Source organism: Actinomyces wuliandei, from assembly GCF_004010955.1.
In the GTDB taxonomy this organism is placed as follows: domain Bacteria; phylum Actinomycetota; class Actinomycetes; order Actinomycetales; family Actinomycetaceae; genus Actinomyces; species Actinomyces wuliandei.
In genome coordinates, this window is record NZ_CP025227.1 from 1,181,459 (window position 1) to 1,194,580 (window position 13,122).

The 13,122-nt window shown below is 70.0% G+C and carries 12 protein-coding genes; 11 read left to right on the plus strand and 1 reads right to left on the minus strand.

Annotated elements, in window-relative coordinates; all coding sequences use genetic code 11:
- The first annotated feature begins 81 nt into the window (after positions 1 to 81).
- The 7 genes from glf (at position 82) to hemW (ending at position 8,096) form a co-directional block, all read left to right on the plus strand.
- The gene (gene glf / locus CWS50_RS04860; RefSeq protein ID WP_127841877.1) at positions 82 to 1,251 is read left to right on the plus strand and encodes a UDP-galactopyranose mutase; all 1,170 of its coding nucleotides are present in this window, start codon (positions 82 to 84) and stop codon (positions 1,249 to 1,251) included.
- 185 nt (positions 1,252 to 1,436) lie between these two features.
- Positions 1,437 to 1,853, plus strand: coding sequence for a hypothetical protein (locus CWS50_RS04865; RefSeq protein WP_127841878.1), 417 nt, complete (start codon positions 1,437 to 1,439; stop codon positions 1,851 to 1,853).
- Positions 1,787 to 3,166 (plus strand): hypothetical protein, encoded by a 1,380-nt coding sequence (locus tag CWS50_RS04870; RefSeq protein WP_127841879.1) that lies wholly within the window; start codon positions 1,787 to 1,789, stop codon positions 3,164 to 3,166. The genes CWS50_RS04865 and CWS50_RS04870 overlap by 67 nt, the downstream gene beginning before the upstream one ends.
- Entirely contained in the window at positions 3,163 to 3,720 is a 558-nt protein-coding gene (locus tag CWS50_RS04875; RefSeq protein ID WP_243118468.1) for a hypothetical protein, read from the plus strand. The genes CWS50_RS04870 and CWS50_RS04875 overlap by 4 nt, the downstream gene beginning before the upstream one ends.
- 193 nt (positions 3,721 to 3,913) lie before the next feature.
- Positions 3,914 to 5,791: a translation elongation factor 4 gene (lepA, locus tag CWS50_RS04880; RefSeq protein ID WP_127841880.1), complete on the plus strand. Its 1,878-nt coding sequence runs from the start codon at positions 3,914 to 3,916 to the stop codon at positions 5,789 to 5,791.
- A 5-nt stretch (positions 5,792 to 5,796) separates the two neighbouring features.
- Positions 5,797 to 6,822: a tRNA (guanosine(46)-N7)-methyltransferase TrmB gene (trmB, locus tag CWS50_RS04885; protein WP_127841881.1), complete on the plus strand. Its 1,026-nt coding sequence runs from the start codon at positions 5,797 to 5,799 to the stop codon at positions 6,820 to 6,822.
- Positions 6,819 to 8,096, plus strand: coding sequence for a radical SAM family heme chaperone HemW (gene hemW, locus CWS50_RS04890; protein ID WP_127841882.1), 1,278 nt, complete (start codon positions 6,819 to 6,821; stop codon positions 8,094 to 8,096). Before trmB ends, hemW begins: the two co-directional genes overlap by 4 nt.
- Positions 8,097 to 8,231: 135 nt before the next feature.
- Here hemW and CWS50_RS04895 read toward each other — a convergent pair whose 3' ends face one another.
- Positions 8,232 to 9,500 (minus strand): ATP-binding protein, encoded by a 1,269-nt coding sequence (locus tag CWS50_RS04895; RefSeq protein ID WP_127841883.1) that lies wholly within the window; start codon positions 9,498 to 9,500, stop codon positions 8,232 to 8,234.
- Between the two features lie 542 nt (positions 9,501 to 10,042).
- Between CWS50_RS04895 and CWS50_RS04900 the strand changes: the two genes are divergently transcribed.
- From CWS50_RS04900 to CWS50_RS04915, 4 genes are all read left to right on the plus strand, one after another.
- Positions 10,043 to 10,522, plus strand: coding sequence for a PTS sugar transporter subunit IIA (locus CWS50_RS04900; protein WP_164860080.1), 480 nt, complete (start codon positions 10,043 to 10,045; stop codon positions 10,520 to 10,522).
- Between the two features lie 33 nt (positions 10,523 to 10,555).
- Entirely contained in the window at positions 10,556 to 10,858 is a 303-nt protein-coding gene (locus tag CWS50_RS04905; RefSeq protein ID WP_127841885.1) for a PTS sugar transporter subunit IIB, read from the plus strand.
- A gap of 37 nt (positions 10,859 to 10,895) precedes the next feature.
- Positions 10,896 to 12,281: a PTS galactitol transporter subunit IIC gene (locus CWS50_RS04910; protein ID WP_127841886.1), complete on the plus strand. Its 1,386-nt coding sequence runs from the start codon at positions 10,896 to 10,898 to the stop codon at positions 12,279 to 12,281.
- A 146-nt stretch (positions 12,282 to 12,427) separates the two neighbouring features.
- Positions 12,428 to 13,108, plus strand: coding sequence for a class II aldolase/adducin family protein (locus tag CWS50_RS04915; RefSeq protein WP_127841887.1), 681 nt, complete (start codon positions 12,428 to 12,430; stop codon positions 13,106 to 13,108).
- The last annotated feature ends 14 nt before the right edge of the window (positions 13,109 to 13,122 follow it).

Sequence of the window (13,122 nt, forward strand, 5' to 3'; positions counted from 1 at the left end):
GGTGAGAGGCTAGTCTAGCGCCCTGCTGTCCGGTGCTGTGCCACTGTCGGACCGGAGTCGGTCGGCTGAAGGGAGACTGGTGTGCGAGCGGATCTTGTCGTGGTGGGCTCAGGCCTGTTCGGGGCCACGGTGGCCCAGCGCGCGGCGGAGGAGCTGGGGATCGACGTCGTGGTGGTGGAGGCGCGCGACCACCCCGGTGGCAACGTCTGGTCCCAGGCGGACCCGGACACCGGTATCGAGGTCCACACCTACGGCTCCCACATCTTCCACACCTCTGACGAGCGGGTGTGGACCTATGTCAACCGGTTCACCGCGTTCAACGGCTACCAGCACCGGGTGTGGGCGCAGCACCGTGGCGAGGTGTACCCCATGCCGATCAACCTGGGCACCATCAACCAGTTCTTCCGTTCCGCTATGGGGCCGGACCAGGCCCGCTCGCTCCTGCGTGAGCAGGCCGCCGAGGCTGCCCGTGCCGGCGGTGAGCCCACCAGCCTGGAGGACAAGGCCGTCAGCCTCATCGGGCGGCCGCTCTACGAGGCCTTTATCCGTGACTACACGGCCAAGCAGTGGCAGACCGACCCTGCCGAGCTGCCCGCCTCCATCATCACCCGCCTGCCCGTGCGCCTGAGCTATGACAGCCGCTACTTCTCCGACCGCTACGAGGGCATCCCCCTGGGGGGCTACGCGGCGTGGGTGGAGGCGATGCTGGACTCCCCGCGTATCGAGGTGCGGCTGGGGGAGGACTTCCTGGCGGGGCCGGGGCCGCTCACGCGTGAGGCCTGCGTGGGGCAGGTGCCGGTGGTCTACACCGGTGCCCTGGACCGCTACTTTGACGGGTGCTTCGGCTTCCTGTCCTGGCGGACCCTTGACATGGAGACCGAGGTGGTGCCCACGGGGGACTTCCAGGGCACTGCCGTCATCAACCAGGTGGACGCCAGCGTGCCCTGGACCCGCGTCCACGAGTTCCGTCATTACCACCCCGAGCGCGTCTACCCTGACGACGCCACGGTCATCACCCGGGAGTACTCCCGGGACGCTGGCCCGGGGGACGAGCCCTACTACCCCGTGGGCACGCCGCGCGACCGGCAGCGCCTGGCCCGCTACCAGGAGCTGGCCGTCCGGGAGCGGGAGCGCAGCCGCGTAGTGCTGGGGGGCAGGCTAGGCGCCTACCGCTACCTGGACATGGACAAGACCGTGGCGGCGGCCCTGAACTGCTTCGAGCAGGTGGTGCGGCCCTGGTACAGATCCTGAGGGGCCCGGCTGGCCTGAGGGGCTTCCTGGCCGGTGGTGGGTTCCTGCCGTAGCTACTTCTTGACACGAACAGGTCACGGTGGTTAAGCTACGGGTGGCGTCCGAGCAGCGCGGAGCGGCAGCAATGTTGTCTGGGTGCTGCCCGGGGCTCGTGCGAGCCCGCTGTCTGGCATTCTGGAGGCTCATTGTGGCTGGTGGATATTCATATTGTCGCGGGTGACCTGGAGGCGCTGGCCGCGTCTCTGGACGGTGTGCGTGGCAGGATCGCTTCCCTGGACGTGTCCGCTCCCCTGGAGCCGGTGGGTACGGCCATGCCCGGTTCGCTGAGCTCAGGAAGAGCCGGGAGCGCGGTGAGCCGCCTGGAGAGCCAGGGGCGGGTGGTGGGAGGCCGTTACGGGGCCGTGGGTGAGGGCACCCGGGCCCTGGTGTCCGCCCACCAGGCCAACGACGAGTCCGTGGCGCAGGGCGCGGAGTCGGCGGGGGCCTCGGCTGCCTCGGTGGACCAGTGGGCGCGTTCCAGGGGGGCTGGTGTGACATGGTGGCGTGGAGTGAGGTGTGTGCCTGGAGGCCGGATCCGCTGGCTGGGGCCGGTGACGGGCTGAGGGGCCTGGAGGGCTCGTTGGCGGACCTGGCGGATGAGGCGCGGGTGGCGGGCTCGCGGGTGGTCTCACTGGGTGCTGGTGTGGAGGCGGCGCGTGCGGCGCTGCACCGCTGCGGTGTGTTCCACGACGGTCTGGTGGAGGAGGTGGGTGTGCTGGCGCGTGCCACGGCTGAGGCGTGTGAGGGCGTGGTGGAGGTGCGGCGCAGGGTGCTGGACTGCCAGGACTTTGCTGAGGCGCGGCCCTACCTGGCGCTGGGTGGTGACGGGTCGGTGTCGGTGTCGCTGGTGTCTGCTGCTACGGCTGGTGCTTCCGGTGGTTCTGGTGGGCTGGCTGCGGGGGCTGCGGCTTCTGGGCAGGCGGTGGCCGTGGGGCTGGGCGGTGCCGTGGTGGAGGCGGCCCGGGCCCAGGCTGAGGCGCTTGAGCTGGAGGCGATGGTGGCCTCGGCTCTGGCCCTGGCCACCGAGGTGGATGAGGACTACGCCACCGCCCTGGCTGCATCGGCAGGTGCTGACCCGAGCCGGGACGTGGACAGCTCCCGGGCGGGCCGTCAGTGGACTGATCCCCGGGAGGCGGAGGACAGCCGCAGGAACAGTGGTGGTGGTCACGGTGCCCCGGGGACGCAGGGCAGCGACGAGCTGGGTGAGCCGGTTCCCGGTGAGGAGGCGGACATGCCCGGGGTGGACCCCTGGGTCTACCCCGGGGACACCGAGGATGAGGGGTCCGGGGTCTACGGGAGCCGGCCGGCGGAGCCAGGGCACTACGTCGACCACGAGGCGGCCACGATCGCTGCGATGCTCATGGCGTCGCGGTGGCCGGACGCCTCCAGGAACCTGCAGCACTTCCTGGGCAACAGCGGGGACCCCCTGGAGCTCGACGCCGACCGCATGCTGGAGGATGTCCCTGAGTTTGACGCAGAGGTGGAGAACGCGGCCACCAGTATGTGTGGCGAGGCGGTGAAGGACGCGCGGGCTAGCGGGGTGGAGGGGCCGGTGACCTATCCCTTCACCACCAAGTGGCGGGGGTACTACATTCACTCCTGGGAGGACCAGAACTGGTTCTATGCCACGGGTGGGTGCAACTACGCCACGGAGGGCACGGTCACGGTCTACCCGCCCACGCAGGACAACCCGGAGTGGACCTACTCCTACGACTACCGTGTCCACGTGGCGGACCGCTACAACTGGGACGGGAACAAGTCAACCCAGATCGGTCCCCTTGAGATCAGTGACAGGCAGCTCCAGGAACTGCACCAGGCGGGGATGGCCCAGGAGTATGACATGTCTGGTGAGTCGTCGGTGAGGAGTGGGCCGTGAGTGGTGGGAGGGGGTTGGTTCGTGAGGTGGTGGCGGCGGTTGCTGCCTTGGTGGTGTGCGTGGTGGCGCTCCTGGGGGTCTATGTTGCGGGGCACCTGCTCCTGGGCGGTGCCCGGGCTGAGAGGGCTGAGGCGTCGGCCAGTGCTGCGGGTGTGCAGGTGGGTGCCCCGTACCCGGCGGACACCGACCACCTGGAGGAGGTCCTGGCTGTGGCTGAGGTGGGTGGGCTGCCTGAGGGGGCGCAGGTGGTCTCGGTGGAGCCCGCAGTCAACTTTGCGGAGGAAATCCCGGGTGGGTGGGGGTACGTCATCGCCTTCACCGCCGGGGAGCAGGCCATCCGTGACTACGTGGACACCGAGACGGGCCTGTCGGGCGACATTATCGAAAACCACCCAGCGGTGGACCCGACGCTGGTGCCTGCGGAGCTGGCTGACCTCGACCTCGCTAGTATCTCCCGGCCCTGGCAGACGGGGGTGGGTGGGACGACCACCTGGCTGGTTCTGGAGCGTCCGCTGGGGCGCGGGTGGCTGGTCACCTGTGGAGGTGGGATGTGACGCTTTGTGGTGGTTGTCCGGGCGTGCCTGGTGCTGGTGGCTGGGCAGCGTGGCCTGGCGGGGTGAGTCGTCGGTGGAGCCTGCGGTGCCGTCGGGTCTCACACCGGTACCAGGAGGGAGGGCGGCCCGGTGCGTGGGACACTGAGCACAGACCCTGACCCCGCGCCCCACGGCGCCCTCCCGGAAGGCACCCGTGTCACCGATCCCCGCGCCAGACCAGCGTAACGGCGTGCAGCCTGCCGCCACCGCGCAGGAGCAGCTGCGCAGCTTTTGCATCATCGCGCACATCGACCACGGCAAGTCCACCCTGGCCGACCGCATGCTCCAGGCCACCGGCGTGGTCCAGCCCCGCGACATGCGCGCCCAGTATCTGGACCGCATGGACATCGAGCGCGAGCGGGGCATCACCATCAAGTCCCAGGCGGTCCGCATGCCTTGGGCCGTGGCCGGGCCGGACGGGACCGCCACCACCTACGCCCTCAACATGATCGACACCCCCGGGCACGTGGACTTCTCCTACGAGGTCAGCCGCTCCCTGGCCGCCTGCGAGGGCGCGGTGCTCCTCGTGGACGCCGCCCAGGGGATCCAGGCCCAGACCCTGGCCAACCTCTACCTGGCCATTGAGGGGGACCTGGCCATCATCCCCGTGCTCAACAAGATCGACCTGCCCGCTGCCGAGCCGCAGCGCCACGCCGAGGAGATCGCCTCGCTCATCGGCTGCGACACCGACGACGTCCTGCAGGTATCCGGCAAGACCGGCCAGGGCGTGCCCGGGCTGCTCGACCGCATCGTGGAGGCCGTCCCCCCGCCCTCCGGGGTCCCTGACGCCCCCGCGCGCGCCATGATCTTCGACTCCGTCTACGACACCTACCGGGGCGTGGTCACCTACGTGCGCGTCGTCGACGGGGCGCTGCGGCCCCGCGAGCGCATCGAGATGCTGTCCACCGGCGCCGTCCACGACCTGCTGGAGATCGGGGTCATCAGCCCCGAGCCCATCCCCTCGGGGGGGCTGGGGCCGGGTGAGGTCGGCTACCTCATCACCGGGGTCAAGGACGTGCGCCAGTCCAAGGTCGGTGACACGGTGACCTCCGCGCTGCGGCCCGCCACCGAGCCCCTGGCCGGGTACCAGGAGCCCAAGCCGATGGTCTTCTCCGGGCTGTTCCCCGTGGACGGCTCCGACTTCCCGGCTCTGCGCGAGGCCCTGGACAAGCTCAAGCTCAACGACGCCGCCCTGACCTATGAGCCGGAGACCTCCGTGGCCCTGGGCTTCGGGTTCCGCTGCGGCTACCTGGGCCTGCTGCACCTGGAGATCATCCGCGAGCGCCTGGAGCGGGAGTTCGGCCTGGACATCATCTCCACCGCCCCCTCCGTGGTCTACGAGGTCACCACGGAGGACGGCACCACCCACACGGTGACCAACCCCAGCGAGTTCCCCGAGGGGAGGATCGCGGGCGTGCGTGAGCCGGTGGTGCGTGCCACCATCCTGACTCCCTCGGAGTACGTGGGCACCGTCATGGAGCTGTGTCAGGCCCGCCGTGGGGCCATGTCAGGGATGGACTACCTCTCCGAGACCCGGGTGGAGATGCACTACACGCTGCCCCTGGCGGAGATCGTCTTCGACTTCTTCGACGCCCTGAAGTCGCGCACCCGTGGCTACGCCTCCCTGGACTACGAGCCCGACGGCTCCCAGGAGGCCGACCTGGTCAAGGTGGACATCCTCCTCAACGGGGAGCGGGTGGACGCCTTCAGCGCCATCGTCCACAAGGAGGCCGCCTACTCCTACGGGGTCATGATGACCAAGCGGCTCAAGGAGCTCATCCCGCGCCAGCAGTTCGAGGTGCCGGTCCAGGCGGCCGTGGGCAGCCGCGTCATCTCCCGCGAGACCATCCGCGCGCTGCGCAAGGACATGCTGGCCAAGTGCTACGGGGGCGACGTCACCCGCAAGCGCAAGCTGCTGGAGAAGCAGAAGGAGGGCAAGAAGCGCATGAAGGCCATCGGCCGGGTGGACGTCCCCCAGGAGGCCTTTGTCGCTGCCCTGGGGGCGGACACCCCCACCGGCAGGGACAGGTGAGCCCTGTGCCAGACCAGCAGCACCCGCCCCGCTCCCACGCCATCCGCTCCCGGGTGCGCTCCTACTCGCGCGCCGGGGGGCGGCTGCGTCCCGGCCAGGCCCGGGCACTGGCGCGCCTGGCTCCCCGTTACGTGGTCCCCGTCCCCCGGGCGGACGCTGTGCGCACGGTCAGCCCGGACTTCCGCCTGGACCCGGAGCAGGTCTTCGACCATGTGGGGCAGGTGCGTCCCCTGGTGGTGGAGGTAGGTCCCGGCAGTGGTGAGGCCCTCCTGGCCCACGCCGCCGCCCGACCGGGGTGTGACTACCTGGCCGTGGAGGTGTGGGAGACGGCGGTGGCCCGCCTGGTGTCGGCCATCAGCCGCCAGGGGCTGCGCAACGTGAGGGTGGTTCCCGCCGACGCCGCCCAGCTCCTGGCCACGGCGCTGCCGGTGGGGTGCGCCAGCGAGGTCTGGGTGTTCTTCCCCGACCCGTGGCGCAAGCCCCGTCACCGCAAGCGCCGCCTGGTGACCACGGCCTTCGCGGACTCGGTGGCGCGCGTGCTGCGTCCTGGCGGCGTGTGGCGCATGGCCACGGACTGGGCGGACTACGCCTGGCAGATGCGTGACGTGGTGGAGGAGGTCTCCGCCCTGCCCCAGGGTGTGCGCGCTGACGACACCCTGCCCTACTTCCGTCACGACGACGCGGGCGCCCGGGTGGACCTGGGGGCGCAGGACGCCCAGGAGGGCAGCCTGGGCAACGGGCCCGACCCGGGCTCCCCGGCCGGGACCCGGGGCGGGTGGTCCTCCCGCTACGCCGGGCGGGTCATGACCCGCTTCGAGAAGCGGGGCCTGGAGGCGGGCCGCACCGTGCGCGACCTGACGGTGACACGCACCGAGGTCCCTTGGGAGCCTGACCGGGGGGCCAGCATGCTCCAAGTCCTCCAGGACCAGGCGCGCTCCTGGCGGCAGCACGAGTCCCAGCCCTGGCACCTGCGTGACGCCGCCCCGCTGGGCAGCCTGGCGGGTGCCAGCGGCTGCCGCCCGCAGCCGTGAGCCCCTCCCAGCCGCAGGGCGAGCCCCTGACTGACCCCGGGGCGCTGCCGTCGCAGGTGCGGTCGGCGCCACCGGCGGGGGGCGGGCCGCGCCCCTTCAGTGTCTACCTGCACGTGCCCTACTGCCGGGTGCGGTGCGGGTACTGCGACTTCAACACCTACACCAACCTGAGCATGGGGGCGGGGGCCTCTGCCGCCGACTACGTGGGTACCGTGGCCACGGAGCTGGAGGCGGCGCGGGCGGCCATGGAGGAGGCGGGGCTGCCCGCCAGGCCCGCCCAGACGGTGTTCCTGGGTGGGGGCACACCCACGGTGCTGCCTGCCGGTGACCTGGCGGCCCTGCTGGGCCTGGTCCGTGACTGCTTCGGGCTGGTCCCGGGCGCGGAGGTCACCACGGAGGCCAACCCGGACTCGGTGGACCAGGCCTACCTGGAGGCGCTGGCCGGGGCGGGGTTCACCCGGGTGTCCTTCGGCATGCAGTCGGCGGTGCCCCACGTGCTGGCGGTCCTGGACCGCACCCACCAGCCCCACCGGGTGCCGCTGGTGGTGGAGTGGGCCCGCCGCTGCGGCCTGGAGACCTCCCTGGACCTCATCTACGGGGCGCCGGGGGAGTCCCTGGAGGACTGGCAGCGCTCCCTGGAGGCGGCCCTGGAGACGCAGCCGGACCACGTCAGCGCCTACGCCCTGGTCATCGAGGAGGGGACCAGGATGTGGGCGCAGGTGCGGCGCGGCGAGCTGGTCGAGCCCAGCGACGACGACGAGGCCACCAAGTACGAGATGGCTGACGCCGCCCTGGCCGCCGCCGGCTACCAGTGGTACGAGATCTCCAACTGGGCGCGGCCGGGGCGGGCCTGTCGGCACAACCAGGCCTACTGGCGTGACTGGGACTGGTGGGGTGCCGGACCGGGAGCCCACTCCCACCTGGGGGACGTGCGCCTGTGGAACACCAGGCACCCGGTGGCCTGGGCCGGGCAGCTGGCTGACGGGAGGCTCCCGGTGGCCGGGCACGAGGTCCTGGACGTGCAGGCGCGTCGGCTGGAGCAGGTGATGCTGTCCGTACGCCTGCGCGAGGGCCTGGACCTGCGGCCGCAGGAGGCCCGGGACCCGGGGCGTCCAGGGGGCGTGCCGGACCACCTGGTCACGGTCGTGGACACCCTGGTGGGTGACGGCCTGCTCGACGAGGCCGCCGCAGCCAGGGGATGTGCGGTCCTCACCCTGCGGGGCCGTCTCCTGGCCGACACGGTGACACGGGCGCTGGCCCAGGGAAGTACCTGACAGGTGGCGGGGTCCGTGACCTGCTCCCGACGCACTGCCGAGACGCACCGCCGAGGTCGAGACGCACTGCCGACGTACTGCCAGGGTGCGGCTGCTGGCACCCGGGCCACCTGGCTTTGGTACCGGTGCCCGTCGTCAGGGGCGCAGCCGGTGCAGCGGGAAGGTGAGCGTGCCGTCGGGCAGGGTGGCGGTGAAGCCCGTCCCGGTGATGACCGCCCGGAACGCCGGTGGCGGGGCGTCGATCTGCGCGACGGCTGCTGCGAGGCTGGCGGCGCCCTGCTGCACCTGCCCGCCTCCGAGCTTCACCTCGACTGCGGCCCAGCGGCCGTCTGGCAGCGAGAGGACGGCGTCGATCTCGTACCCGTTGGAGTCACGGTAGCGGAAGACGGAGCCTCCCATGGCCTCGGTGTAGACAAGCAGGTCGTGGACGACGGCCGACTCAAACAGGAGGCCCAGGGTCTCCAGGTCCGCAGTCAGGTCGTCTGCGTCAGCGCGCAGCGCCGCAGCCGCCAGGGAGGGGTCCGCCAGGTGGTACGCAGGAGAACGACGCAGCCGGGCCCTGGACCGCAGGGCGGTCGCCCAGGGGTGGACGCGCTCAACCATGAACACCCGCTCCAGGAGCTCCAGGAGCTTGGCCATGGTCCCCTCGGAGGGGGCGGGCAGGACCCGCGCGATGTCCTTGCGCAGGGTCGCCTGCGAGACCTCGGTGGCGGTGGAGCGGGCCAGGGCGGCGATCAGCTGCTCAATGACGACTGGCTCTGAGCGAAGACTCGACAGGCGGTTGAGGTCAGTGGTGGCGGTGTCCTTGATGTAGCTGTCCAGGCTCTGCGCCACGATGTCCCGTGGCAGGGACACGAGCCCGGGAAAACCAGGGCGGAGGAGCCTGGCGACCACCTCGGTGAGCGGGACGGTGGCCAAGGAGGCTTGCGGAGCGGCTCCGTCAAGGAGGCCGTGCAGGCAGACGCCGTCGGAGTCGAGGTCTCCGTTCTTCTCCGCCCAGGTCATGGTTCGCTGCCGGACGCGGATGAAGCGGGCGGCACCCGTGTGGCGTGTGGGGGCGGTTGCGGGGACTGCGGAGCCGGTCAGGATGAAGCGGCCGGGCTCGGCGGAGAAGTCGACCTCCCGGCGCGCCAGGTTCCATACCTGGGGAATGATCTGCCACTCGTCGAGCAGTCGGGGACTGTCCCCGGCCAGCAGCATCCGTGGGTCGATCTGGGAGGCCGCCTGCGCCTCCGGCGTGTCGAGCAGGGTGTAGGAAGAGGAGTGGTGGAGACCCGTCATGGTCTTGCCGCAGCCGCGCGGGCCTTCCAGAATGACCGCTCCGACCGCGCCAAGAGCGCGGCGCACGAGCGGGTCCACGGCTCGTGGTAGGTAGGTGATTCCGGTGACCGCGCTGGTGTCCACAACTACATCCTAGCCTGGTGGGGACTTTGCAGGGCTCCTGGTGGGGACTTTGCAGGGCTCCTGGTGGGGACTTTGCAGGGCTCCTGGTGGGGACTTTGCAGAAACCGGGCAAGTTGTCCGGCGGCTGCGGCCTCGGACAGGGCGTGTGCTGAGGGGGACGGGGCAGGGTGCAGGCGGTAGAGAGGCGTCCCCAGGTCGGTGCAGGCACGTCCTGAAGGGTGTCAGGACAGGGGGACCAGGGAGAAGGCTGTTGACATCGGTGCAGATGTTGTCTCCGGGTGGTGTGCGAGCTACGGCTCCCGTCTCGGTAGGGATGCTCTTTTTCCTTGCTATGAAGCGGATAGGCAAGTGTGGCTCCCATTCTTCGCTGACCACCTTATAAGACATCGGATGAACAGGTGCTCAGGATGCCTATTGTCAGGGGCGGGTGGGCCGTCTAAGCTGGAGGCACGTTGCTGGATCAAGGTGGATCTCGGTGGCGCTGCCAGCGGGCTGGGCCGCGTGGCGGGTCCCGGCGTTCCGCCCGTGGCCGAGGAGGCGCTGTGCACCGGGACCTGCTGAGAAGGGAGCTCGTCTTCCTGGACTGGTCCGAGCCCGACCAGAAAGCCGTCCTCAACCGTGTCTCGGTGGCACTGGAGGACAAGGGGTACGTGCGTCCCTCCTTCAGGGCGGCCCTGGTGGCTCGCGAGGAGGCCTACCCGACGGCACTGCCCCTGGCCCCCGAGGCTGTCGCTATCCCGCACTGCGACCCCGAGCACGTTGTGGTCCCGTTCATCGCCTTACTGCGCCTGGGTGCGCCGGTGCCCTGGCGGGAGATGGGGCGCGACCAGGTCGTCCACGACGTCCGCCTCGTGCTCGTCCTCGGCCTCACCGGCAACGGCGGGCACCTTGAGACGCTGCAGCAGCTGCTCCAGGCCCTCCAGCAGCCGGGGCTGACGACGACGATGCTGGCGGCCCGCAGCACCGAGGACTACCTCGTGGCCGTGCGGGAGGCCGTGGCAGGTGGCTCGTCGCGCCCCTGACATCCAGCCAGACTCACGGAGGTACACATTCCCATGACGACCAAAGTTGTTGTTGCCTGCGGCAGTGGTGTCGCCACGTCGCAGACTGTTGCCAGCAAGGTCAGCCGCCTGCTCAAGGAGGCCGGGGTCGAGGCCGACGTCCAGGCCGTTGACCTGAAGTCCGTGGAGCGTCACCTCAGGGACGCGGCTGCCTACATCTCCATCGTCCAGGGCTCCACAGGCTCAGGTGTGCCCGAGATCAACGGGATCGCCTTCCTGACCGGGGTTGGACAGGACGAGGAGATGGCCAGGCTCGTGGCCGCGATCCGGGCGAGCCAGGACCCGGTCCTCACCTGAGCGCTGGCTCTTCCAGGACTACTCACAAGGTGACACCATGCAGTTTCTTCAGGGATCAGTGGAGTTCCTGCTCTCTCTGGGAGCAGCCGTGTTCGTCCCCATCATCATGATTGCCGCCGGCCTCGCGGTCCGCATGCGGGCCAGGGAGGCGCTGTCGGCGGGAGTCACCCTGGGCGTGGCCTTCTCCGGCATGACGATGCTGATCGGCTACATGACCGATGCCATCACGCCCGCGGCCCAGGCCATGTCCACCACGGTGGGCGTGGACCTTCCCGTCACTGACGGCGGCTGGACCACCATGTCCACCATCTCCTGGTCCTGGCCCTACGCCTTCCTTATGTTCCCCCTGGTCGTGGGCATCAACGTCGTGCTCATCCTGGCCAGGCAGACCGAGACCTTCAACGCGGACCTGTGGAACGTGTGGGGCAAGATCTTCACCGCCGTCGCGGTCTACTCCATCACCGGCAACGTCGCGCTCGCCTTCGCCCTGGCCGCGGTCCAGACGGTGCTCGAGCTCAAGGCCGGCGACTTCCACCAGCACCGGGTGGAGTCGATGACCGGGATACCGGGGGTGACTATCACCCACCGCATGGTCTTCATCGCGGCACCCATGTACGTCGTGGACTGCCTGCTGCGCCGGGTCCCCGGGCTGGACCGCTCCTTCAACGCCGCCGACCTGCGCAGCAAGGTCGGTATCCTCGCGGAGAACCACGTGCTGGGCTTTGTCCTCGGCCTGCTGTTTGGCGTGCTGGCCCGGTTCGACGTGGCCGCCACGCTCACCCTGGCGGTCCAGGCCGCCACCGCTCTGACGCTCTTCCCGGTGATCTCCAGGTACTTCATGCAGGCGCTGGAGCCCGTATCGGAGGCCATATCGGAGTTCATGAGGGCACGGTTCAGGGACCGTCGGCTCTACGTGGGCCTGGACTGGCCCTTCCTGGGCGGGTCCAACGAGATCTGGATCGCCGTCATCTGGACGGTCCCGGTCACCCTCCTCTACTCCTTCCTCCTTCCAGGGAACGGCATTCTCCCCTTTGCCGGGATCATCAACATCTGCGTGGCCGTGGGGGCCTTCTTCGCCAGTCGCGGCAACATCATCCGGATGATTATCCAGTGCACGATCTTCGCGCCGGTCTTCCTGTGGGCGGGGACAGCCTTCGCCCCCTTCATGACCGAGCTGGCCAACACCACCAGGGCGGTCGACCTCGCGGCGGGGCAGTCCATCTCCAGCTCCTCCATCGACGCCCCGATCTTTACCTACGCCCTGTCCCACCTCATGCAGGTAGTAGAGGGCAACTGGCTCCCCCTGGGGATATTCCTGGCATGGCTGTTGTGCTTTGTCCTCTACTCGCGCAGCCTCGTGCGGGAGCGGGACCAGGCCCGTGCCGGGGCTGCGGCAGGCGGGGCGCCCACCGTCCAGGCCTGAGCCGCCCCCGGGCGCCCCGGAACCCGTCGAGGGCGTCGTGCCCGCGCCGCCCCCGCCGCCGATCTGCCCGGGCGCCCCGGGACCCGCCTGGGACCCGGTTTCTTCCGTCACCCATCCATACCTGACTATGCAAAGGAGCACCATCCATGCTGGAGCCGTTGAAGAAGAACCTGTGCGAGATCGGCAGGCGTGCCCAGCACGACGGCCTGTGCAAGCACAGGTCGGGCAACTTCTCCGTGCGTGACCAGGAGACCGGTCTCGTCGCCGTCTCCCCGGCGGGGCTGGACCGCGACCAGATGAGCCCGCGCGACGTTGTCGTCGTGGACGGCCAGGCTCGGGTCGTGGAGAACGAGTCCGGGCTGCGTCCCTCCAGCGAGGCCCTCATGCACCTTGAGGTCTACCGGGTCCGCCCCGAGGTCGTGGCCGTGGTGCACACGCACTCGGTGTACGCCACGAGCTTTGCCGTGCTGGGCAGGCCGATTCCGGCCATCGTCTACGAGGTGGCCAGCCTCGGACTGTCCCGGGGACGGGTCCCGGTAGCCCCCTACGCGCGCCCCGGCACCCCTGGGCTGGCTGCTTCCGTGGCCCAGGCGGTCCGGGAGGCGGACTGCGTGCTGCTGGAGAAGCACGGGACCGTCGCCGTGGACTCGCGCAGCATCTACGAGGCCTACCTCAAGGCCGCCTACATTGAGGAGCTGGCGCAGCTCTACCACCACAGCCTGGTCGCCTCCGGCGGGCAGGAGCCGGGCAGTCTGACCCCTGACGAGCTCGGTGCCTGGTCCTACCCGGAGGAGATCACCCTGCCTGAGGGCCAGGCGCCCAGGTGAGCACGACACCACAG